The organism is Arthrobacter sp. T572 (genome assembly GCF_056780115.1).
The window spans coordinates 2,700,686-2,723,992 of record NZ_JBRAZQ010000002.1 but is presented as its reverse complement, the minus strand read 5'-3'; the positions used below and the strand labels follow the sequence as shown (position 1 = coordinate 2,723,992).

Below are 23,307 nucleotides of genomic sequence, written 5' to 3'. Positions count from 1 at the left end.
CATCTAAGAAAGGCGATCGTAGGAATGGGTATCGGCCCACTGCTGTTGTGTGTACTCCTGATCGTAGTGTTGTGGTGGGGACCCGGTTGGCTCCTCGGCGAGGCGCTTGGGGTACGCAGGACTCTCCTGCCTGTTGTGGCACCCTTGCTCGGCATGGGGGTCCTGACGGTCATCGGCGTCACTGGAAACTCCCTGGGCATGAGCTGGGATCTGCTTCCGGTAACGGCGGTCCTGCTGGTTTTGGCAGGCCTCCTCTTCGCGGTCCGTCTGGTGCTGCGGCGCCGGTTTCCCGACAAGTTCGGCCACGGAGTCCGCGAAACGCCAAGCATTTTTGGCAAGCACCGGTTTGCAGGTTCCTGGTGGATCCTGCTGGCCGGCCTGGTCGCCGGTGGAGCAGTCGCAGCGGTCTCGTGGATAGTCGGCACTGAAGGCCTCCTGGGCATCAACCAGGACTGGGACATCCCGTGGCACGCCAACATGATCCGGCTGATCTCCGTGAACCATGAATGGGATCCTTCCATTGCGGGCAACTTTGCCTACTACGACACCACCATTCCGGAGGCTCCGATCCGGAGCTATCCAATTGCGTTCCATGCGGTTCTTTCCCTTTTCTGGCCGCTGAGCAATGTCAGCATTCCGGTGTTTTTGAACGTTTTTGTCCTGGTGATGATGGCCATCCAGTTGCCGCTCAGCACCATGGCCCTGACGATGCTGGTGACCCGCCGTCCCATCGCCGTTGCTGCAGCGGCGGCCGTTTCCGGCTGGTTCACGGTGTATCCCTACGACCTCCTGTGGCGCGGACCGTTGATTCCGTTCTTTGCAGGGATGCTGCTGGTGGGCCCGTTCGCATTCCTGGCGGTGAAAGGTGCGCTGGAGCGGCAGAAGTTCTGGATCATCGGGATCGCTTTTGGTGCCGTCGGCGTCATTGCGGTCCACCCCTCGCTTGCTTTCGTTGTCCTTCCCATCCTGGTCTTCTGGTTCCTCTCCGCGCTGATCCGCCGCAAGGGCAGGGTACTGGGCATCACTGTCTACCTCGCTGTGTCAGGTGTCCTTGCCGCAATCCTGGGACTGCCGATCATTGCGCAGATGCTCAAGGAATCGGCACGTGTCTCAAAGCAGGTCTGGGCTGCGGATACCGACCGGAACGGTGCAATCCAGAACATCATTTTCCTCAATCACGGTTCCATGGCCATGCCCATCCTTACCGCACTGGTGGCCCTGGGATGCCTCGCAGTGGTTCTGCGGATCCGCATGTGGTGGTACTTCGGTCCTGTGTTGGCCTTTGCCTTCCTTTCCGTCTACACCATGGGTACCGACAATCCCCGTTTCATGACTCTGACGGCCCCCTTCTACGATGACCAGTGGCGGATTTTCGGCATCCTGGTGATGCTTCTTGTCCCGCTGGCAGGACTGGGCGTCGCCCAAGCCGGGGAGGCCGTTGAGTGGCTGGTCAGGAAGCTTCGTCGTTCCCCGGCTGCTGAAACCGGCACCCGAACGAAGCGCCGACCCAACCACATCATCACGGCGGCTGCGTCCGCCGTCGTACTGTTGGCCTGTGGTGTGGCAGCCATCCCGTACTTCAAGCAGAATGCCCAGAGGATCAACATCAACACCAAGGTGGATGGTGCCACACTGAGTGCGTCAGAGGTAGGCCTGCTCAGCAAGATCGACCAGTACGTGCCGCAGGATGCAACTGTGCTCAACGACTCCTGCGACGGATCAGTATGGATGTACGCCTTGGGCGACAGAATGCCCATGATCCGGCACTTTGAAATTCTTCCGACCAACCGCCAGTTGCTGGTCCTGCAGAAGTTGCCGGAGCTCGCCACCGATTCCGAGGCCCGGGCCGCCGCAGCAGAACTCGGCATCGAGTGGGTCTACGTGGCAGATGGCCGGATCCGGGCCTGGGATGAGCCGAAGCCTGGCCTGACCCAGCCGGACTCCATCCCGTTCCTGGAGCTCGTGGTGCGCGAGGGCAACGCTGCCCTGTACCGGCTCGACTGGTCGCAGCTCCCGGGTGGAAAAGCGGAGTTCGACGCCGCAGCGAAGGACCGCGTGCAGCTCGACGGCGTTTCCGGAATCCTTGAGAACAAGAACCCCGATGGCATCGCCCCGCTTGGAAGGATCTGCTGACCATGAAGGCACTCATCGCCAAGGTACTGGCTTCCAGCCTGTTCCGTTTCCTGGTTGTCGGCGGACTGAGCTTCCTGGTGGACCTCGGCCTCCTGGCTCTGTGTTTCCAGGTCTTTGGCTGGCCCTTGTGGCTGGCAGCAGGAGCCGGATTCTGGGGCAGCTTTTTCTTCAACTACTTCCTCCAGCGCCATTTTGCCTTTGGCGGGGGAGGAACGGCTCTTGGCGGCGTGCTGAGGTACTCCGGTCTGCTCGCCTTCAACACGGTAGCCGTGATGGGCATTGTTGAGTTCTTTGAATTCATCGGCGCCGGATATGTCGTCGGTAAAGTGGTGTCGACGATCGTGACCATGGGATGGAACTACTTCATCTACAAGCACTGGATCTTCCCGCAGAAAAAGCACCCGGAGAACACCAGCCCCATTCCAGAAGGCGGGCCGGACACCGGCGCGCCTGCCCAAAAACTCACCCCTAACAGCAGCGAAGGATAATCGATGTATCGAGGCGTGCGAATAGCCGCGGTAGTGCCGGCGTACAAGGAAGAAAACCACATCGCGACGGTTATCAAGACGATGCCCGACTTTGTGGACCACATCGTGATTGTCGATGACTGCAGCCCCGACGACACGTCGGGCGCTGCGCGCCGCGCCGACGACGGCAGGGTCACCCTCATCCGCCATGAGGTGAACCAGGGCGTGGGCGGTGCGGTCCTGACCGCGCACAAGGCAGCCATGGAACTCGGCTCCGACATCAACGTGGTCATGGCCGGTGACGCCCAGATGGATCCGGAGTACCTGCCGCAACTGCTGGACCCCGTGGTCGAAGGGTATGGCTTTGCGAAGGCAAACCGGTTCTTCTCCGGCGAGTCCTTTGCAGGCATGCCCGGCTACCGTATTTTCGGCAACATCGTATTGTCCTTTATGACCAAGCTGGCGTCCGGCTACTGGCACATCTTCGATCCGCAGAACGGCTACACGGCCATCCGCACGGAGGTCCTGCGTCGACTTCCGCTGAACAAGGTCGCTGCACGTTACAGCTTCGAGAATGACCTCCTGATCCACCTGAACATCCTGGATGTGCCGATTGTGGACGTGCCGATTCCGGCGGTCTATGGCAACGAGGTGTCCAGCATCAAGCTGCGTAAGGTCATCCCTGAACTTTTGGCGATGCTCTTTGGAGGCTTCTGGCGCCGCGTGTGGTGGAAGTACATGGTGTGGTCGTTCTCCGCGGTGGCTCTGCTACTGATTGCCGGACTGGCCCTGATCGTCATGGGCCTCGGTGTGGGTGCCTGGGTCCTCGCCGCAAGTGTGGGGTCCCCGACGGCAGGCTCGGTGATGCTGGCCGTTGTGCCCTTTGTCCTGGGTGTCCAGATGCTGCTGGTTTCGCTGCAATTGGACATACAGGCAAGCCCGGACAGACCCACAATGCACCCCATGAAAGAACGCGCCTAGCGTTCTTCGTTCTTCACCAAGGCGCAGGGCCCGGACGCGACGCGTCCGGGCCCTGCGCCTTTAATGCAGGCTCTCCCTAGGGGAGGGACGTAAAGCCACCCCAGCCCCAACCGACCTGGCTGCGTGAGAGCCATCCGGAGGTGCCGTTGCCCGGGTAGAGGAACAGGTTGCCTCCCGAGTCACGGGCCAGGACGTCATTTTTGCCGTCCCCGTTGAAGTCGCCCGGCCCGACGATGGCAGTCATTCCGCTCCAGCCGCTGCCTACCTGGACGCGGGCAAGCCAACCACCGGTTCCATTGCCCGGGTACAGCCAGAGGATTCCGTTGGTATCCCGGGCCAGTACGTCAGTCCGGGTATCCCCGTTGAAGTCGCCAGTGCTGAGGATGGCTGTCATGGTGTTCCATCCCGTACCGACCTGGGCACTTGAGGCGAATCCGCCGGTTCCGTTGCCAACGTACAGGATCAAGGCTCCGGTGGAGTTCCTGGCGAGGACATCTGCTTTTCCGTCACCGTTGAAGTCACCCGGTGCCAGTATCAGGGTCATCCCGGACCATGCGGTTCCTGCCTGAGTGCGCGTTCCCAGGCCACCTGCACCATTGCCCGGGTAGAGCCACAGGACGCCGTTGGTGTCGCGGGCCAGGATATCGCTGCGGCCGTCTCCGTTGAAGTCCTTGGTAGGCACGATGGCGTTGAGCGAGTTCCAGCCTGTTCCGATTGACCGTTGCGTCAGCCAACCGCCGGTGCCGTTGCCCGGGTACAACCACAGCGTGCCGCCATTGTCGCGTGCCACGACGTCGTTCTTCGCATCGCCCGTGTAGTCCTTCCAGGGATTAACCGGCGGTGCCGTGACGGTGTAGGTCTGGGTGACGATTGCGGAACTGTTGTTGGCCGTGTCCACAGCGAAGTATTTCAGCGTCATCGCCGTGGTGAGCGTGATGGGAGCAGCGTACTTGTTGGCCGCAGTGGCCGTCGGGTTGGTGCCGTTGGTGGTGAAGTAGATGCTCGCACCGGTTTCGTTGACGGAGAGGGTGATCTGCTGGTTGGCAGGGTAGCTGCCGCCGGCAGGCGATACGGAAACCACAGGAGCAGTGGTGTCCAGGACGGTGTATGCCCTGGTGGCCGCGGCCGAGGCGTTTCCGTAGGCATCGACTGCGACCGCTTTCACCGTGGTGTTTGCAGTGAGGGCGAACGGTGCCGTGTATGCCTTGGTGGATCCGGTGGCAGAGGTCGCGGGCGTGGTTCCGTCGACCGTGTAGAAAACGGCACCGGGTTCACTGGATGACAAGGTGACCAACTGACCGGACGGATAAGCGCCGGCTGCAGGGGAAACCGTCAGCACGGGTGGCGTGGCGTCCACGATGTACGTCTGGCTACCTCCTGTTGATGCGTTGCCTGCCGTGTCCCGGGCGAAGTATTTCAGGGTCATGGACGCCATGGGGATCGGGCCGGAATACACCGTGCTGCTCGCGGTGGGAGTGCTGCCGTCCGTTGTGTAGTAGATGGTGGCTGCCTCATTGACCGATAGCGTCACCGTCCTGTTGGGGCCATAGGTACCGCCTGCGGGATCGACCGATACTACGGGAGCCGCGGTGTCGGGGGCGAAGACCGTCACGGTCCTGCTGGCGGTGGCGGTGTTGCCGGCGTTGTCAGTGGCCTCCACCGTGAAGGTTACGGGGCCGCTGGGCAGGTTGGTGTAGGACTTGGGCGAGGTGCAGGCCGTGAAGGCGTTCGACCCGGTCCTGCACCTGAAGCCTGCGACATCGGTTGAGGTCGATGCGAAAGCGAACGACGGCGAGATGCCCACTGTAGCGCCTTCTGCCGGTGAGCTGATGGCCACCTGGGGTGGGGTCAGGTCAGCGGTGACTGTCACCGACGCCACGGCACTGATGTTGCCGGCCTTGTCCGAAGCCCTGACCCGGAGGATGTGCTGCCCGGAGGTACCGAGGTTGAAGACGTGGCCATTGCTGCATGCCGTGAAGGTTGTCGTGGAGTCGACGGAGCAGGAAAGCGTGGTGTCAGGTTCGGAGGTCACGCCCAGTACCGGCGACCCGCTGACAGTCGCACCGGAAGCCGGTGAGGTGATCACCGGTGCCGCAGGTACCGTCAGGTCCACAGTGAATGACCGTGAGACGGGCAGTCCGGAAGGTGCGGCCCTGACCGAGAAGGTGTAGGCCCCGTTGGCCAGGGAGTTGGCCGGAGTGAAGGATCCACCGGAGCAAACCTGCCATACAGGTGTGGCCGTGCTCAGCTGGAGGCTGCATTCAAGGGCTCCGCCAGGAGGGGTCGAGGCCACCGTAAACGTCGGCGTTGGGTCATTGGTGAAAGCGGGGTCGGGAGCCTGCGCTCCGTTGGCCGCCGTCGGGCCGCTGACAATCGAAGGAACCACGCCGCCCAGGGTGAGCAGCCTGCCCTGTTGCGCCGGCTTGGCCGGATCCAACTGGCCCGGATCTTCCAGGACCAGCAGCTTGCCGTCGCGCATGGAGAGCCCGCCGATCTTGCTGAACCCAAGAGCCCACTGGTTATCAACAGTGTCCGTGCTCAGATCGATACGGGAAATGGTGTCCTTGCCGGCATCTGCAGTGGTTGTGCCGCCGCCTGTTCCCGTGTAAAGCACCAGCGGAGAGTGCCAGTCATAGTAGATGGCGGTGGGCTTCCCCACGTTGTACAGGGGCGAAGGGACGTAGTTGGTGAGCACACCATCGTCTGGTGCTGTGAAGACCGTCAGCCCCGATGTTTCGGCGACGTAAACCACCACGTTCCCGGCGCTGTTCCGATGTGTTGCTGCCAGGCCCAGGGAACTGGAATTGACACTGGCGATGGATTCGATGCTGGGGTGCAGTGCGGTGGGGTGGACGATCTTGACAATGGAGCGCGCGTTGGCGAACGAAAGATAGATGTTGCCGTCCGGTCCATCGCTGACAGCGTTGGGACGGAGGTCGCCGTCGAAGATGGTCAGTTCGCCGTCGTAGACGAAGACTCCTCCGCCCGGGTTCCAGTAAGCGCGGACAACGTCGGAACTTCCGACGGCGGCATCCGGGATGAACGCGAATTCGTCGCCGCTGCCGTGGTTTGCGGGAGTTGGGTCGATGATTGCCGGGGCTCCGGCCAAAGCCGGGCCGTTCTTGTGCCCGGGGAGCGTTCCGCCCAGGCAGGTAGCGGCTTCGAGGCCGCCGGGTGTGGTTCCGGAGGCCTCGGTGACCCGGCAGAAACCGGCGCGGGCGTCTGAAACCCACAGCCGGCCGTTCGGGTCAACCAGCGTTCCCGCAGCCTTCGTCAGACCAGTCGCCACCGTCTGGCGGGCCTGGTCAGCTACGGCGGAAGCAGGCGTCAGTACACCGACCAGCGCGGCCAATGCCATGCTGGCAGCGGCGAGGAAGGCCGTGGCTTGGTGCCTTGGCCTGCCCACCGTGCGGCCTTGGATTGACGACCGGAATTTTCCCTTGGTTCTAAAGCGACCGGCGAGGGCAACACATGCCAAACCATGCTGAAGAACACTGCGATTGCGCGTGTCCACCGAGGAATCCCCACTTCATTCGGATGCTCCCCAGCTCCGCATGCATTGGTTATTCGCCCCACGCCGTTTCCGGCTGCGTCTACGTACATCTTCCACCAATTTTCACATTTGTCACTAGGGCGCAGAAATTTCCCGCCTCGCTGACGGTCGTTGGCGGGGTATCCCTTGACCCGGCAACCGGCCGATCGCACGATGGACGTGGAGGTCATCATGCGCAGACTTTTTCCCTTGGCCGTCCCCCTGGCGCTGCTGCTGGCCGCCTGCACCGTACCCACGACGCCCCCCGGCTCTGGCTCCACCGGCTCCCAGGCAACCAGTCCCGCCACAACAGCAGAACCCAGCCGTCCGCCGTCGTCCGTTCCACCAAGCCGGGACGGTACGGCAGGAGAGGTTCCGCAGCCGGCAGAGGATGATCCCGGGCGCTTCATCTACGCCTGCACGAGCCTTGACGCTGCCCCGGAGGTTCGGTTGTCGAGCCTGGCCGAAGTGTGGGCAGCGCCAAACTACACGCGGTTCGAGTCCTGCGAGGTGTCCTTCGAAGGGGACGGAAGTTTCGACCCGAGCAACCGCGAGGCCCAAGCGATCGATGCTGCCGCGCCAGGTGGAACGGACGATCCCCAATCCGTGATCGAGGAGGTCCTGCGCCTTTGCACGAGGATCAGCGATGAAACCGGTCCAGGCGGATTCGCCGAAGCCGGACGGGAGACGTTGTTGGCGGCGGCGGCCATGTGCCCCGATGCTCCGCAGGCAGGGATCATCAATGGCTGGGCCGACGGCACGCGCACAGGTGACGGTTCCGTGGTCGCCGGGGAGTCCCTGCAGCCCGGTTCGTACCAGGTAGTCAAGCAGGGCCCCGCGCCGGGGGAGTGCTCCTGGACGGTGGCTGATCCAGGGGGTGGAACCGTGGGGCGGGGTGGCATGCAGGAAGCCCTTGCGGGCGTCCCGGTTGACGAAGGCCAGAAATTCACTAGTGACAAATGCGGAATTTGGTGGAAGATGTACTAAGACGCAGCCGGAAACGGCTTGGGGCGAATAACCAATGCATGCGGAGCTGGGGAGCATCCGAATGAAGTGGGGATCCCTCGGTGGACATGCGCAGGCGCAGTGTTCTTCAGCTCGGTGTGGCAACTATTGCTCTGGCCGGTTGCTCAGGAACCAACGTAAATTCTTCCCAACCCTCCGGGCTCGAGGCCGCGCCAGTGGACGCGACCGACAAAGTTCCCGAGGAACGCCCGGAGCCGTTAATCCGGTACCAGTTCACCTGTACGGCCCAGGACGGCACCCTGATCGGCAAGTTCTCGAGTCTGGATGAAGTGTGGGCCTCTACCCGCTACATGCACATCACGGATTGTCAGGTAGCCTACGTTGGCAGCAGCCCGCATGTCCTGACCGCGGAGGAAACCGCGGCGGTCAACACCGCCATCGCCGCGGGTGCTGCCCCGGGGCAGGCATCGGAGCTGTGCCTTCGCATCATCAGGGCCAGTACGCGCACAGATCCGCGGAACCTGGCCGCGGCCTTGTCCGCCTACGGTGTTCCCGTGGTGAAGGGTGCCTTGACGCTGGCACCGCTGGCTCCCCAGGCAGCCCTGCTGACCAGATGGTTGAAAACCGCTGCCGCTTAAAGAAAAGGCGCGGATCCCTTGGCGGGATCCGCGCCTTGTGAATTTCGATTCAGGCCAGCAGTGAATTCATGGCATTGATGAGGGTGGTTTCCACCCCATTGGTGCCACCTTTGAAATGTGCCAGATGGCCATACACCGTCATGGATCCACCGGCAATTCCCGGGAAATCAGGTTCCCAACCACCCTCGTAGCTTCCCAGCGGCATATAAGGGGGGAAGAATTCATTGCTGGGAATGTAACAGCATGATTCATTGGCATATCCGCCGACGATTATGCCGTTGTTTCCACCGTTTCTGCTGCGGAAATATGCAGCGTATCCGCTGACGAGTTCACCGCCGATCATGGCGATCTTCAGCTGCGGACTGCCGTTGAATTTCCACACCTGGAACGGTGACGGCACGGAGGTTTCGTAGCTGTTGCTGTCTATGCGGCCGATCATCACCTGCGCATGCCTTTGGTACCACTGGGGCTGGCCGTTGGGGTTGCCCAGCCGCGCCACGTAGGCCGCCCGGACAGCTGCCAGGTTGCCGGCGGTAGGAGTGATGTCCAAGGGGAGCTGGACTTCCTGGTACCTGGTCACCATGGGGCCACTCAAGGCACGGCCTGCGGATTGCATATTGTTGTGGACAGTTGCACCCAGGGCGTCGCCGTGCTGGTCCCGCAGCGTCCAGCTGCGTACACCGCCCGGGTCCTGGTCGCCTGCGGGGCCCTGGATGAACATGGCAAAGCAGTTCGGATTGCGGTTCTCGATGTAATTGCAGGCACCGGAGGCGAAATCGCCGTCGAAGAGGGTCCGCAGGCCCGCACTGATCGGATGGCAACCGTAGCTGAAGATCACTGCCGCAGGGGTGCCGTTTCCCCGGCGCGCCACCAGGATCGGAACTGCGGTCTCCGTATAGGGCAGGCCGACCCGGTTGGCGCTGAAGTTCTGGGACGACACCTTGTAATCGAAGGTCACCGGCGTTTCGTCTGCGTCCAGTGCGGCCTGGGCAAGATCGACGATGGTGTCCTCAAGATCAGCGCTGTAGGAGCGGATGAGACCAAGGTCCGACACGCCATAGGCCATGTAGGGATGCAGGGTATCGATCAGGGCAGGACCGTTGTGCGTGTGCGTCGCCTGGATCAGGATGTCGCTGCTGGACCAGTTGGCCAGCCCGATGATCCTGTCACGTACCCGTTGGTGCATGGCCCGTGGCAGGGCAAGGACATCCAGGCTGATGATGATATGGGGGTGGGCGTCCTCCCAGATAAGAATGGCCCGAGCATACAGGGGCTCGAACGGAGAACTGCTGGTGGCCTCCCGTCCGCCGTCGGTTGATCCATATCCGGCCATGTACGGATTGGTGCTCAGCGACGGCGTTATGTCGGTGATAGCAGTTCCAACTCTAAACGCCATAAAGATCACTCCTTGATTGCGCGCAATGGGTGATCTTGCTTGCCCCCAAACAAAGTCCGTTTCCCGAATGCGCCGAACAGCCAAAACGTGAGACCACCTTCATTAGACCATGTGATCGACAAATTTAGGACGGTCGGGCGGAACTATTTATCTGCATTGATGCACGAAGCAGGAAGGGCCTGTCCGCGGGGGGAAATTCCCGTGGACAGACCCTGCAAGCTGGCTCGGCGCGTTGTGTCAGCGTGCCGCCGGTGCCAGGATGTTCAGGCCGTTCCAGCCCGTACCGATCCTGGAGGCGGTGCCCCACGTCCTGTTGGAGCCGACGGGGTAGTACTTCAACTCGCCGGAGGTGGTCCGGGCGATGATCCCCGTGGAACCCGCGCCGGCGAACCCGCGGACGGATCCGTAGGAAGAGATGACATTCCAGCCTGTTCCCACGACCGCGGGGGCCTCCTGGATGAAGTTGCCCAAGCCGTTGGAACGGTAGAGCTTCAACTCGCCTGTGCCGGTCTTCGCCAGGAGATCGGCGTTGGAGTCTTTGTCGAAGTCCATGTGGACGATGGCCAGTCCCGTCCAGCCTGCCCCGATGGCTACGCCCGTGGAGACGGTTCTGCCACTGGGGTTGTTGAAGTAGTACAACCGGCCGGAACCGTCATAACCGACGATGCCGGGATGGGCATCGGCTTTCTTCCACGTGCCAACTGTCAGTGTCCAGTCCCTCCAGTTGCTGCCCAAGGCGATGGGGGCACCGAATCCGCTGCCGGTCCGTCCCGGGTAGACGTTCAGCCGGCCGTCGGACCACTGCGCCACGATGTCCAGGGCACCGTCCCCATTCCAATCCGTGACAAAGCCGGCCTTGAGGCCCGCCCAGCCCGTACCGATGAGGTCTTCGGGAAGGAGTGCAGTGGTTCCCGTGCCCGGGTAGCGGTAAAGGTTGGCATCCGGGCGGACGGCGAGGACATCTTCCTGGTCGATCCCGAGGGTGGACTCGACATCGAGGGGCGCCCCGCTGATGAGGTTCGCGTCATTCCAGCCCAGGCCGATGAGGCTGCGGTTGCCCCAGTTGCCGCTAGCGGCCGGGTAGTAGAACAGGTCACCGTTGGTTGCCCTGGCGTGGAGCCCCTGGGATGCCGGACCACTGAAGTTCGTGGCCGAGCTGACTGCCGTCATGGAACCCCAGCCGGAACCAATGACCCGGGCCGGTTCGCCCACGAAGCTGCCTGTGCCGTTTGACCGGTACAGGCGAAGTGTTCCGTCCGCAGTCCGGGACACGATGTCCTGGTTACCGTCAGCATCAAAGTCGATCTGGTTGAGTTGGTGTCCGCTGAAGCCGGTACCGATGAGGATTCCGTTGCCAAGTCCACCGCCGCTGGCGTTCGGATATCTGTACAGGTTGCCGCGGTAGTCCTGGCCAATCACGCCCGGATAGGGGTCTTTGGCATTCCACCACCCTGCGGTCAGCGACATTTCCTGCCACCCCGAACCCACCTGGATGGGTGCGTAGAAGCTCCCGCCGGGGGCACCGCGGAAGACCTTCAGCGTTCCATCCGGCCACTGGGAGAGGATGTCCTGAACGCCATCCTGGTTCCAGTCGATGACGAACAAGGATTTGGCCCCGCTCCAGCCGGACCCGATGGACACCGGTCCCGTGATGCGCCCGCTGCCGTTCGCCGTGAAGGCGTCCAACCGCCCGGACGATGTAGTGGCCAGGATGTCTGCGCCGGACTTGATGGACGGGTTGGAAGCGTAGGAGACTCCACGGGCAAAGGTCCGCAGCTGGTCGTAGCTTCCGTTGAAGATGTTGGAGTCGCCCTGGAACGGTCCAGTGCTGCTGTACTGCCACATGGTGTAGTTGCCCCAGCTCACCGGCATGGAGCCCGGGGAGTTGGTGGGGTTGGACCAGTAGGAGGCGATCCACAAGGGGTAGGCACCGAACGTGGTGTTGCCGACGCAGGTGTTCCACCAATCGGTGGTGCTGTAGATCACGGGGTAGCGGCCGGTCAGTGCCTTGACGGTGTTGCCGAAGTCGGCGGCCCACTGGCCCAGCTGTGCCTTGGACATGTCATAGCAGGTGTTGCCGAAGTAGAAACCGTTGATGGTCCGCCCGGCGTAGGGGTTGTACTCGATGTCCAGCACAGGAGGGAGCGTGTAGCCGTCCGCGGTCCAGCCGCCGCCGTTTGCCACGAAGTACCTCGCCTGGTCAGCACCCGAGGACCAGTTGGGGATGGCGAAATGGTATGCGCCCCGGACCATGCCGACATTCCGTGAGCCGTTGTACTGCTGAGTGTAGTTTTCGTTGAGGTAGTAGTTGCCCTCCGAGGCCTTGACATAGGCCCACCGGGATCCCTGGTTCCACTGGCTCTGCCAGTTGACGTTGCCTTGGTGGGCGCTGACGTCCTGCCCATGGACTCCGATGGTTGGGCGCCAGTGCCCCGGATCGGCCGCCATGGACACCACTTGGCCGACACCCCGGGATGCCGCGGGCCCCGAACCGCCCGGGTTGTTCTTGTCCGCCAGGACCCTCGGCGAGCGCTGGCCCATCTCCGCACCACCGGCGGGGATGGCGGCGCGCATGGCTTCCTTGATGGATTCAGCGTTGGGAGCTTCGCCTGGCATGGCCTTGGCTGCGGACGTTGCGTCGGCCGGGGTTGCGTCGGGCGCCGGTCCTGCCGCAGGTACGGGCCCGCTTTCCGGTGACTGTACGACGCCGGTCCCTGCGGCGGGCGGTTGACCCGCCGCAGCTGCCCCTGAGGCAGGAGCCGGCGGCTGGGCCTGTCCGGGGGTAATGGCCGGATATTGCGGCGACCCGGAGACCGCTTCCTGGGTGGCATCAGGTGGGGCGGGCCTGGGCCCGGACGTCTCCGCCCAGGCGGGCGCTCCGAGGAAGCAGCCCGCAACAAGCGCCAGGGAAAGGGCAATCCCGGACTGGACGAAGGGGACGCGGCGGCTAAGCGACCTGCCTGGGGTACGTGTCATATCGTTTTCCGGCCCTGTGCCGCGGCTCAGCGGCGCATGGGTGGCTTGCGGACAAGCTTCCGGGGCGGGCGCTTGCGCATGGGACCAAAGGCCAGCTCCTAACGGGCATTACCCTAACATCCTGAAACTGGAGTGACTAGTGGGACGTGCGATACTGGCGTGGCCATCTGGTACGGGTTATCCACATGCAGGCACCAAGGGCTTTATTCACCGGATGCCGCTGACCTAGCGTGGTGATGCGAGATTCGCCTCTCGCTTCACGGACATGCTGCAGGTTGGGGGAAATATGGATGCGCTGAAGATCGTCGAGGGTGAGGTCCGTGAGTTGATCCGCCGGCAAGGTTTGGATCCGCTGGAGCAGGCTTCGGATGTACGGCGCCTCGTGGACGCTGCGGTCAATGACTACGACGAACGGGCCCTCCTTGGGCCGCTGCCGCCGCTGGGCCAGCTCGAAGCAGCCCGACGGTACGTCTATGACGCCGTGGCCGGATTCGGTCCGCTGCAGCCGTTTCTGGATGACCCCTCCATCGAGGAGATCTGGATCAATGCTCCGCAGGAAATCTACGTGGCCAGGAACGGCGAGTCGGAACTGACCACCGTTTCACTCAGCACCCACAATGTGCGCGACCTTGTTGAAAGGATGCTCAAGAGTTCAGGACGGCGCCTCGACCTGTCCTCGCCGTTTGTCGATGCGTCATTGCCCGACGGCTCCCGGCTGCACGCGGCTATTCCTGATGTGACCAGGAAGCACTGGGCCGTGAACATCAGGAAGTTCATTGCCAGGGCCAGCCGGCTGGAGCATCTGGTTGAACTGGGCAGCCTCACTCCGCAGGCGGCCAGGTTCCTGGGCGCCGCAGTCGCAAGCGGATTGAATATCCTGGTCTCCGGCGCCACGCAGGCTGGCAAAACCACCCTGTTGAATTGCCTGGCGGCAAGTATCGGCCCGCGGGAGAGGGTCATCACGGTCGAGGAAATCTTCGAACTCCAGCTGCCGCTGCGCGACGTTGTGGGCCTTCAGTGCCGCCAGCCGAATCTTGAAGGCCAGGGGGAGATACCGCTCCGGCGGCTTGTCAAGGAAGCCCTCCGCATGAGACCGGACCGCCTGGTAGTGGGGGAGGTCCGGGAAGCCGAAAGCCTGGACATGTTGATTGCGTTGAATTCAGGCCTTCCCGGTATGTGCACGGTCCATGCCAACTCGGCGCACGATGCTGTCACCAAGATCTGCACACTGCCCCTTCTGGCGGGGGCCAACATCTCCAGTGCCTTCGTGGTGCCCACGGTCGCAGCCTGCATCGACATTGTTGTGCATTGCAGCCGCCATTCCACCGGCCAGCGGCAGGTGACAGAAATCCTGTCGCTGGGAAAACGTGTTGAGAACGGCATTATTGAGTCCTCGGCGGTCTTTAGGTTGGTGGACGGGCAGCTCCAGCCCCACGCGAATTCGATGCCTGCCATCGACAAGTTCGCCCGCGCCGGCTTCGACGTTTCCGCCTTGCTGGAGTTGAACTGATGGGACCGTTCCTGGGCATCGTTGCCGGTGCCGGGGTGTTTCTGATCTGGTGGTCCACCTGGGAGACCCCGCCAGGGCCGGCAGGTAAGCGCCGGTCCAGCGCTGTGCAACAACTCCTGTTGACGGCGGGAATCGAAAAGGTCACGGGTACCGGCCTGTTGCTGACCTGTGCAGGCACCGGGCTGGTGGTCTTCCTGCTGTTCCTGGTGTTCACGGCGTCGGCGCCCCTTGCACTGTGTTTCGCCACGTTCGGGGCGTGGTCTCCCTTGGCCCTTGTTCTGCGACGGGCACGCAAACGCCGGGCAGTCCTGCGCCGGCTCTGGCCGGACGTCGTGGATCACCTGCGTTCTGCCATCCGGGCAGGGTTGTCCCTGCCCGAGGCACTCATGCAGCTGGGCCATAAAGGGCCCGATGAACTCCGTGGGATGTTCCTCGACTTTGGGGCGGACTACCGATCCGGCGGCCACTTCGAAACAGCCCTGGACACCTTGAAGTCCAGGCTTGCGGACCCGGTGGCAGACCGGATCCTTGAGGCACTGCGCATGACACGGGAGGTCGGCGGCTCTGATCTGGGCAGCATGCTCGGGACACTTGGCATGTTCCTGCGCGAGAGCACCAGGATGCGCAACGAACTGGAAGCCCGGCAGTCGTGGACGGTCAACGGCGCACGCCTGGCCATAGCCGCTCCGTGGATAGTGCTCATGGTGATGTCGGGACGTCCGGAAGCGGCGGCAGCGTATAACTCCGGAACCGGAGCGGTAGTCCTCCTGGGTGGCCTGGTGGTATCGGCCGTCAGCTATTCAGTGATGCTTCGCATCGGAGCGCTGCCCGAGGACAGGAGGGTCCTGGCATGAATCCACAAGCGGCGACAGCCGTGCTGTTGGGTCTCCTGCTCGGTGCCGGGGTCTGGCTCATCATCGTCCGTCTTCCCTTCATGCGGGCAACCACGTTCGCTGAGCGCATCGAACCGCAGCTGAAATCCCATAACCTCGAATCCAGGCTGTTGACGGAACCGATGCACAACATTACGCCGTTCGGCCCACTGGAGTTGATACTTCGACCCGTCGCAGCGGATGCATTCGCCTTCCTTGCGCGCTACAACCACGGGAGTTCGGCCCTCGCCAGGCGCCTCACGCAGGCCGGCTCGGGGAAATCGGTTGTCGACTTCCGCGCCGAACAGATGCTGTGGGCGGTCGGCGGGTTCCTGGCGGCTCTGGCAGCGGTCGTTTTTGGCGCCCTGATTGGCCGGCTGAATCCCGCGTTCCTTGTCCTGGCTGTGGCGGGAAGCGCGCTAGGTGGCTATTTGCTGCGGGACTTTGTCCTCGGCCGGCGGATCAAGAAGCGGGAAGCCAGGATACTCGCCGAGTTTCCCAGCCTTGCCGAGCTGATGGCGCTCGCCGTGGCCGCGGGAGAGAGTGCTCCCAATGCCATGGACCGGGTCTGCCGGAGCAGCCCGCACGGGGAGCTCGCCCGGGAGTTTGCCGCCGTTCTTGCCGACACCCGCGCAGGCAAGCCCTTGGCGGAAGCACTGCAGGCGTTCTCCGCCCGTACGTCGCTCCAACCGCTGGCCCGGTTCGTCGACGGGCTCGTTGTCGCCGTTGAACGCGGGACACCGCTCGCAGACGTCCTCAAGGCCCAGGCCGCGGACGTCCGGGACGCTGCCAAGCGGGAGCTCATGGAATCGGCAGGCCGTAAGGAGATCGGCATGATGGTGCCGCTTGTCTTTGGCGTCCTTCCGCTGACAGTCGTCTTTGCAGCTTTCCCCGCGTTGGGAGCGCTCCAGATGAGTCTTTGACCCACGAAGGGCCGAAGCGCCTGCTCCACGGTACCTGCGGCAACAACCAGCCTGTTCGGCACCGCACCGGCTTTTCCCGGCCCAGTCTTCACCCTTGGCCCAACGACCGGGACCACATCATTTTCCGGGCCACGTCTTCTTTCCGCACCAATTTCCGCACCAATTCTGTCCAGCAACCAACACACCCTATGGGGGATACCTTGAGCATCTGCACCGACCGACCGTCCTCAGCAGCCACTGCCGGCAAAAGCGCAGCAAACCGGCTCACCCACCGCATGGTGTCCGGTCTCCAGGAAAGCCCGGAGCGGGGAGACGTGCCCGGGTGGGTCATGATCACCTTGATGTCCGCGATCCTCGTCGCAGGCCTCCTCGCCATCGCATCCCCTGCTTTGGCTGACCTTTTCAACCAGGCCATGGCCAAGGTGGGCAACTAGGCGTGTGCCCCCGTACGAACGGCCCGCCAGCGACGCAACGGGCAGGCAATCCAGCGAGCCCCCGGCGGGTACTGCCCCCTTCGGCTACCTGGCCAGGAGAATGTGGATCGGCTGTGGTGGACTTCGTCCTCGTCGGAGCGCTGCTGACTCTGTTCTTTGTATCGGTCGTTCAGCTCACCTTGGCGTTGCATGTCCGGAATACGCTCATTGATGCTGCATCCTCCGGTGCCCGCTACGGTGCCTTGGCCGATCGGTCGCCGGAGGATGCCAGGAGCAGGACCATTGATCTGATCACCATGGCGCTGAACGGCGATTACGCGGCAGACGTTGTGGCTGTCGAGGAAACGCGCGACGGGTACGGCACGCTGGAGGTCATTGTGCGGGCGCCTCTTCCGGTGGTGGGCCTCGCAGGTCCGGGCAGCATCCAGGAAGTGAGGGGCCATGCGCCGCGCCCGGACTAGCCCCGGCACGGCCGCAGGGATTGCAGGCGAGAGGGGCAGCGCCGTGGTGGAGTTCACCTTCCTTGCGCTGTTGCTCATGCTCCCCGTGGTGTACTTCGTGGTGACCATGGCGCAGCTTCAGGGAGGCTCCTTCGCTGTGGTGGGAGCGGCGGACCAGGCCGCGAAGGTTTACGTTTCCGAAGGGCCTTTGGAGGACCGGACGGCGGCGGCCGGGCAAGCGGTGGCCGCGGCCTTGCAGGACTATGGTTTCGCCCCCGGGCAAGCCACCATGGATGTGGTGTGTATTCCGGACGATTGTGCCGCCGGAGGTACAGCCGTGACGGTTACCGTGCATCTGGCCGTGCCATTGCCGATGGTCCCCTTCGGCGATGCCTTGAGGCTCGAGGCAGCCAGTTTGAGCTCTTCGGCCACCCAGATTGCCGGACGGTTCCCATGACGCCACAGGAACCAACGGACGTGCCGGCTGCTGCAGGAAACCAATGTCCGGCCGGCTGCAGCCGCCTGTATCGCGGCGGCAGCAACGAAGACGGGCAGATCAGCGTCCTGATCCTGGGTTATCTGGTGCTGGTTCTTTTGGTTGCTGCCGTGGTCATGGCTGTTTCTGCCGTCTACCTTGAACACAAGAAGCTGTTGTCTTTGGCTGATGGGGCAGCCCTTGCCGCGGCCGACACGTACGGGCCCGAAGCCCTGCAGGCCGGCGGCGCTCCAGCGCTTTCCTTGACCGGGGACAAGGTCCGGCATGCTGTGCAGCGCTACCTGGAGGCCAGCCAGGCCGTTCCGCTGCACGACCGGCTGGAAATCGCCCCGGGAACCGGAAGCTCGTCAGGGGGGACCGCCGTCGTGGTCCTGACATCGGTGGCGCATCCACCATTGGTGAGTTTCCTGCTGCCCGAAGGAATCGTGGTCGAGGCGAAGTCCTCGGCCCGGTCCCGCCTGACACAATGAGGACCTGCCGCAGGGACACTGCGGCGGATAGCGTAGGCTGGAATGACCATGGCTGACATTGATTTTCCCGCAGAAATCCGCGCGCTGCGCGCTACTTACAGCTCCATCGAGAACGTCACAGATGTTGATGCCTTGAAGGTCGAGATCGCAGAACTGAGCGAACAGGCCGGCGCCCCTGACCTTTGGGATGATCCCGCATCCGCCCAGGTCGTAACGTCCAGGTTGTCCCACAAGCAGGCCGAAGTTGAGCGCCTCACCAAACTTGCGGCCCGTATCGACGATCTCGAAGTACTCGTGGAATTGGGCCAGGACGAAGGCGATGATGCCTCGATGGCGGAAGCGGCCAACGAACTCGAATCGATCCGCCAGGCGCTGGCGGAACTTGAAGTGGTCACGCTTCTGTCCGGCGAATACGACGAACGTGAAGCCGTAGTCACCATCAGGGCCGGAGCCGGTGGTGTGGATGCGGCCGACTTCGCGGAGATGCTCTTGCGGATGTACCTGCGCTGGGCAGAACGCCACGGGTATCCGACCACCGTGATGGATACCTCCTATGCGGAAGAAGCAGGCCTCAAGTCCGCCACGTTTGAGGTCAAGGCACCCTACGCTTTCGGCACCCTGAGCGTCGAGGCCGGAACGCACCGCCTTGTCCGCATCAGCCCCTTCGACAACCAGGGCCGGCGCCAGACATCCTTCGCAGCTGTTGAGGTGATCCCGCTCATCGAGCAAACGGACTCCATCGAGATCCCGGACAACGAGATCCGGGTGGATGTCTTCCGGTCTTCGGGCCCCGGTGGGCAGTCGGTGAACACGACGGACTCGGCGGTGCGTTTGACCCACATCCCCACGGGCATCGTCGTGTCCATGCAGAACGAGAAATCCCAGCTGCAAAACCGCGCGGCGGCCATGCGGGTCCTGCAGTCCCGCTTGCTGCTGCTCAAGAAAGAACAGCAGGACGCCGAAAAGAAGGCACTGGCCGGTGACGTCAAGGCATCCTGGGGCGACCAGATGCGGTCGTACGTCCTGAACCCCTACCAAATGGTCAAGGACCTGCGGACCGAACACGAAGTCGGAAACACCTCTGCCGTTCTGGATGGCGACATCGACGACTTCATCGACGCCGGCATCCGTTGGAGGACCGGCAACCGCAACGCCGACGCCTGACCGGATTCTGCGACACGCCATCCAAAGCCCCGTGATCACGGTCCCCGCCTGCGTATAGTCAAAAGGCCGGTGCTCTCACTTCCCCCACCGAAAGCCCGCGCGCCGGCTGTTGGACTGGGCCGCAATGTCATGTCCGGCGGGGTTCCAAAAGGGCCATGATCAGATTTGAGAATGTCACCAAGGTCTATGAGCAGAATGCCCGGCCGGCGCTCGATTCTGTCAGCCTTGAGATCAACCGTGGCGAGTTCACCTTCCTCGTAGGTGCCTCGGGTTCGGGCAAGTCCACGTTCCTGCGTTTGATCCTGAAAGAAGACAAGGCCTCATCAGGCTCGGTCTATGTCGCGGGCCAGAATGTTGCCAACATCTCCAGTTGGCGTGTGCCCAAGCTCCGTCGGGGCATCGGCGTGGTTTTCCAGGACTTCCGCCTGCTGCCGCAGAAGAATGTCTTCCAGAACGTCGCCTTCGCGATGCAGGTGATCGGAAAAAGCCGGTCAATCATCCGCGAGACAGTCCCGGAGGTGCTGAAGACGGTGGGCCTTGAGGGCAAGGAACGCCGTATGCCGCACGAGCTTTCGGGCGGTGAGCAGCAGCGCGTGGCCATCGCCAGGGCCGTAGTGAACCGTCCCGGCATCCTCCTGGCGGATGAGCCCACCGGAAACCTGGATCCGATCACGTCCATGGGGATCATGGGTGTCCTGGACAAGATCAACCAGAACGGCACCACGGTGGTCATGGCCACCCACGACGACGACATCGTCAATGAGATGCGCCGCCGCGTGGTGGAGCTGGAGAACGGCAAGGTCATACGTGATGAAGCCAAGGCTTTGTACACGTCGATGATTCCGGTGGTGGGAGAGTCGCGTCGACTTCGCGATGCCAGCGGAGAAGAGATCACCCGGGCACAGGGGGCAAAGCTGTGAGGCTTCTCTTCATTCTTGGCGAGATCGGCAGCGGCCTTCGCCGCAATCTTTCCATGGTGGTTTCCGTGGTGCTGGTTACCTTTGTCTCTCTGACCTTTGTCGGTGCAGCAGGGATGCTGCAGATGCAGATCAACCAGATGAAGGGTTACTGGTACGACAAAGTCCAGGTTGCCGTCTTCCTCTGCAATGACAGCTCGACGGCGGTGGGCTGCGCGTCCGGCGCGGTCACCAAGGAGCAGCAGGACAACCTGCAGGCGATGCTTGAATCCCCGGCCGTAAAGCAGTACATCAACGACTTCCAGTTCGAGTCCCAGACTGAGGCCTACAAGCACTTCAAGGAGCAGTTCTCCAATTCCCCGATCGTCGATTCGGTGTCCGAGGACCAGTTGCCGGCGTCGTTCCGGATCAACATGAAGAATCCGGAGAAATACCAGATCATCAGCGAGACGTTCTCCTCCCAGCCGGGCGTTGAAACCGTCAGCGACCAGCGCCAGGTGCTGGAGAGGATCTTCTCATGGATGAACGGGGCCTCCGTCGCAGCGGTCGGTGTCGCCGCCGTGATGATTTTCTGTGCGGTGCTGCTGATCACCACCACCATCCGGTTGTCAGCATTCAGCCGCCGCAGGGAGACCGGGATCATGCGCCTGGTGGGAGCCTCCAAGACGGTGATCCAGTTGCCCTTCATCCTTGAAGGCGTCATCGCTGCCGTGGTCGGTGCTGTCCTTGCTTCCGTGACGCTCTGGCTCATGGCGCATTTCTGGCTCAACGGTGACCTTTCCCGGCAGTTCCTGAACACACCCTTCATCTCATCCACGCAGGTTTTGGTGATCGCACCGGTCCTCATTGCACTCGGAGGCGGCCTGGCCGGGATATCCTCCTTGTTGACCCTCCGGCGCTACTTGAAGGTTTAGCGGTGGGTGCGCGCCAACGAACAAGACTGACAAGCGAAAAGGACTCATGATGACCACCTTGGACCAGAATTCCCTGCGCCGGCGCCTGGCGTCGGGGCATGCCCGGATTCTGGGTGCCGTGTTGGCCGTCGGCCTTGCCGCAGGTCTGCTGTCGGGTGTTCCAGCGGCACACGCTGACCAGCTCGATGACCAGCAGGCTGCCCTAGAAGCGGAAGCGGCACGGGTCCAAGCGTCCCTGGAGTTCGTTGATTCCAAGATTGCGAAGGCGGCCAGCGACCTGGTGATTTACCAGGGGCGGCTGCCAGGTGCCCAGCAGGCCCTCCTGGAAGCGCAAGGCCGTGTGGCCAGTGCGGTCAAGGAAGTTGAAGCCCTGGCTGCCAGGGTGGAACTTGCCCAGCAGAACAAAGCCAAAATCACCGAGCAGCTTGAAAGCGACAAGCAGAAGATCAGCGATACCAAGAAGCTGATCGGCCAGATTGCCTCCCAGGCGTACAAGTCCGGAGGTGTGCCCACCAACATTGCGCTCCTGTTCGGTTCCAATGAATCCGGCAGCTTGACGGAGTCGATGGACCTGGCTGACCAGGCGATGCGCAGCCAGAACGCAGCCATGACCAAGCTGACGCAGCAGAACGCCACCAACGTCAACTCCCAGGCCCGGCTTGCCGCCGTCGAAGCGGAAATCCAGGACCTGAAAGCCAAAGCCGATGCTGCCTTGGAACGCGAGAAGGCGGCCAGGGACGAGGCCGCGGCGAAGAAGGCCGAGGTGGACCAGTTGATCGAGGACACCACCCGGTTGAACGGTCAGCTGCAGGCAGCCAAACCAGGAATCGAAGCAGACCTTGCCCGCGTCAAGGCCGAGCAGGACTCGGTTGCCGCAGAGATCGTGGAGCGCGATCGCAAGCTGCGTGAAGCATGGGAAGCAGAACAAAGGCGCCTGGCGGCAGAAGCAGCCGCCGCCGCAGCCGCTGCTGCTGCGGCCCAGGGCCGTCCGGCGCCACCGGAAACTCCCTTCGTCCCGCCCGTGGGTTCGCCCTCGTCCTTTGGCCTGAGGCACCCGTTCGCCAGCTATGTGCCGATCACTTCCGGCTTCGGGTGGCGTGCGACCCCGCCGGGCACGATCGACTTCTACGGCACCGGCGGGTACATGCACACAGGCATCGACTTCGGTGCGGCCTGTGGCACTCCGGTTTACGCGGCCGCTGCCGGAGAGGTGTTCAACTCCGGTTGGAACTCAGCCGACGGCGGTGGCTGGCGGGTTAAGCTTTCGCATGGAGTGGTTCAGGGCAACTCCCTGACCACCATTTACTACCACAACAGCAGCATCGTTGTGGCCAACGGTCAGCGGGTTTCGGCCGGCCAGCTCATTGCCTACTCGGGCAGCACCGGTAACTCCACGGGTTGCCATGCGCACTTCGAGACCTGGCTCAACGGCGCCGCGGTCGATCCCATGAGGTTGCTGTAGGAAAGAGCAGGCTGCCGCTGACGTACACTGAATGGGATCTGCACCTGCTGATCCACCTAAGACAAGGAGTTCTACCGTGCCCAAGGAAAGTGGCCGTAAGGTAGTGGCCACCAATCGGAAGGCCCGGCATAACTACCATGTCCTGGACACCTACGAGGCCGGCATCGCCCTCATGGGTACCGAAGTGAAATCCCTTCGCGAGGGCCACGCCTCCATGGTGGACGGGTTCTGCACCTTCTACAACGACGAGTTGTGGATGGAAGGCATCCACATCCCCGAGTACAACCAAGGGAGCTGGACCAACCACGCCGCGCGCCGCCGTCGTAAGCTGTTGCTCCATCGCGAGGAGCTCGACAAAATCTCGCACAAGATCCGCGAGTCGGGTTTTACAGTTGTCCCGTTGCAGCTGTACTTCCTCGATGGCCGTGCGAAGGTGGAAATCGCCGTTGCCCGGGGCAAGAAGGATTACGACAAGCGCCAGACCCTCCGCGAGCAGCAGGACAAGCGTGAATCATTGCGGGAACTTCGGGAGCGCAACCGTCGCTGACAAATGCCGTGTCGCGGGAATGCCGGCAGCTTTGCGTGCGTTATGATTGATAGTCCGGATGGGGTTCGA

At 62.7% G+C, this 23,307-nt stretch carries 20 protein-coding genes; 17 read left to right on the top strand and 3 right to left on the bottom strand.

The genetic code is table 11. From position 1 onward, the window contains the following. Positions 1-24: 24 nt before the first annotated feature. Genes ACUYMZ_RS13815 through ACUYMZ_RS13805 form a run of 3 tightly spaced genes read left to right on the top strand, consistent with a single transcriptional unit; the run spans position 25 to position 3,581 of the window. Positions 25-2,133: a DUF6541 family protein gene (locus tag ACUYMZ_RS13815; RefSeq protein ID WP_481603885.1), complete on the top strand. Its 2,109-nt coding sequence runs from the start codon at positions 25-27 to the stop codon at positions 2,131-2,133. Positions 2,134-2,135: 2 nt separating this feature from the next. Beyond that, positions 2,136-2,621, top strand: a complete 486-nt coding sequence (locus ACUYMZ_RS13810; RefSeq protein WP_426003306.1) for a GtrA family protein — start codon at positions 2,136-2,138, stop codon at positions 2,619-2,621. Positions 2,622-2,624: 3 nt separating this feature from the next. Then, complete coding sequence (locus ACUYMZ_RS13805; protein WP_426003305.1) at positions 2,625-3,581, top strand: glycosyltransferase family 2 protein; 957 nt, start codon at positions 2,625-2,627, stop codon at positions 3,579-3,581. A gap of 76 nt (positions 3,582-3,657) precedes the next feature. On the opposite strand, the gene ACUYMZ_RS13800 is transcribed toward ACUYMZ_RS13805, so the two are convergent. Further along, positions 3,658-6,987 (bottom strand): chitobiase/beta-hexosaminidase C-terminal domain-containing protein, encoded by a 3,330-nt coding sequence (locus ACUYMZ_RS13800; RefSeq protein ID WP_481603883.1) that lies wholly within the window; start codon positions 6,985-6,987, stop codon positions 3,658-3,660. A 318-nt stretch (positions 6,988-7,305) separates the two neighbouring features. Here ACUYMZ_RS13800 and ACUYMZ_RS13795 point away from each other — a divergent pair, with 318 nt between their 5' ends. Both ACUYMZ_RS13795 and ACUYMZ_RS13790 read left to right on the top strand, forming a co-directional pair. Then, entirely contained in the window at positions 7,306-8,100 is a 795-nt protein-coding gene (locus tag ACUYMZ_RS13795) for a hypothetical protein (RefSeq protein WP_481603881.1), read from the top strand. 194 nt (positions 8,101-8,294) lie between these two features. After that, positions 8,295-8,717, top strand: a complete 423-nt coding sequence (locus ACUYMZ_RS13790; RefSeq protein WP_481603879.1) for a hypothetical protein — start codon at positions 8,295-8,297, stop codon at positions 8,715-8,717. Positions 8,718-8,766: 49 nt separating this feature from the next. Here ACUYMZ_RS13790 and ACUYMZ_RS13785 read toward each other — a convergent pair whose 3' ends face one another. Further along, positions 8,767-10,113, bottom strand: coding sequence for a hypothetical protein (locus tag ACUYMZ_RS13785; RefSeq protein ID WP_426003300.1), 1,347 nt, complete (start codon positions 10,111-10,113; stop codon positions 8,767-8,769). 237 nt (positions 10,114-10,350) lie between these two features. Next, positions 10,351-13,089, bottom strand: a complete 2,739-nt coding sequence (locus ACUYMZ_RS13780; RefSeq protein ID WP_481603877.1) for a GH25 family lysozyme — start codon at positions 13,087-13,089, stop codon at positions 10,351-10,353. A 286-nt stretch (positions 13,090-13,375) separates the two neighbouring features. On the opposite strand from ACUYMZ_RS13780, the gene ACUYMZ_RS13775 reads away from it, so the two are divergent. The 12 genes from ACUYMZ_RS13775 to smpB all read left to right on the top strand — a co-directional run bounded on the left by ACUYMZ_RS13775 (position 13,376) and on the right by smpB (position 23,238). Next, the gene (locus tag ACUYMZ_RS13775; protein ID WP_442423547.1) at positions 13,376-14,599 is read left to right on the top strand and encodes a TadA family conjugal transfer-associated ATPase; all 1,224 of its coding nucleotides are present in this window, start codon (positions 13,376-13,378) and stop codon (positions 14,597-14,599) included. Then, the gene (locus ACUYMZ_RS13770) at positions 14,599-15,453 is read left to right on the top strand and encodes a type II secretion system F family protein (protein WP_481603875.1); all 855 of its coding nucleotides are present in this window, start codon (positions 14,599-14,601) and stop codon (positions 15,451-15,453) included. The genes ACUYMZ_RS13775 and ACUYMZ_RS13770 overlap by 1 nt, the downstream gene beginning before the upstream one ends. Next, positions 15,450-16,394: a type II secretion system F family protein gene (locus tag ACUYMZ_RS13765; RefSeq protein ID WP_481603873.1), complete on the top strand. Its 945-nt coding sequence runs from the start codon at positions 15,450-15,452 to the stop codon at positions 16,392-16,394. The genes ACUYMZ_RS13770 and ACUYMZ_RS13765 overlap by 4 nt, the downstream gene beginning before the upstream one ends. A gap of 200 nt (positions 16,395-16,594) precedes the next feature. Further along, positions 16,595-16,828, top strand: a complete 234-nt coding sequence (locus tag ACUYMZ_RS13760) for a hypothetical protein (RefSeq protein WP_426007639.1) — start codon at positions 16,595-16,597, stop codon at positions 16,826-16,828. Positions 16,829-16,941: 113 nt separating this feature from the next. Further along, positions 16,942-17,289 (top strand): TadE family protein, encoded by a 348-nt coding sequence (locus ACUYMZ_RS13755; RefSeq protein ID WP_481603871.1) that lies wholly within the window; start codon positions 16,942-16,944, stop codon positions 17,287-17,289. 43 nt (positions 17,290-17,332) lie between these two features. Further along, a complete protein-coding gene (locus ACUYMZ_RS13750) occupies positions 17,333-17,725 on the top strand; it encodes a hypothetical protein (RefSeq protein ID WP_481603870.1) in 393 nt (130 codons plus the stop codon). Then, a complete protein-coding gene (locus ACUYMZ_RS13745; RefSeq protein WP_481603868.1) occupies positions 17,722-18,234 on the top strand; it encodes a pilus assembly protein TadG-related protein in 513 nt (170 codons plus the stop codon). Before ACUYMZ_RS13750 ends, ACUYMZ_RS13745 begins: the two co-directional genes overlap by 4 nt. 48 nt (positions 18,235-18,282) lie before the next feature. Further along, positions 18,283-19,398 carry a peptide chain release factor 2 gene (gene prfB / locus ACUYMZ_RS13740; RefSeq protein ID WP_426003287.1) on the top strand — a complete coding sequence of 372 codons (1,116 nt, stop codon included), beginning with the start codon at positions 18,283-18,285 and terminating at the stop codon, positions 19,396-19,398. A gap of 155 nt (positions 19,399-19,553) precedes the next feature. Beyond that, entirely contained in the window at positions 19,554-20,318 is a 765-nt protein-coding gene (gene ftsE, locus ACUYMZ_RS13735) for a cell division ATP-binding protein FtsE (protein WP_426003286.1), read from the top strand. Beyond that, complete coding sequence (ftsX, locus tag ACUYMZ_RS13730; protein ID WP_481603866.1) at positions 20,315-21,229, top strand: permease-like cell division protein FtsX; 915 nt, start codon at positions 20,315-20,317, stop codon at positions 21,227-21,229. The genes ftsE and ftsX overlap by 4 nt, the downstream gene beginning before the upstream one ends. Before the next feature lie 49 nt (positions 21,230-21,278). After that, positions 21,279-22,691, top strand: coding sequence for a peptidoglycan DD-metalloendopeptidase family protein (locus ACUYMZ_RS13725; RefSeq protein WP_426007573.1), 1,413 nt, complete (start codon positions 21,279-21,281; stop codon positions 22,689-22,691). A gap of 76 nt (positions 22,692-22,767) precedes the next feature. Continuing rightward, positions 22,768-23,238, top strand: coding sequence for an SsrA-binding protein SmpB (gene smpB / locus ACUYMZ_RS13720; RefSeq protein WP_426003282.1), 471 nt, complete (start codon positions 22,768-22,770; stop codon positions 23,236-23,238). Positions 23,239-23,307 lie beyond the last annotated feature (69 nt).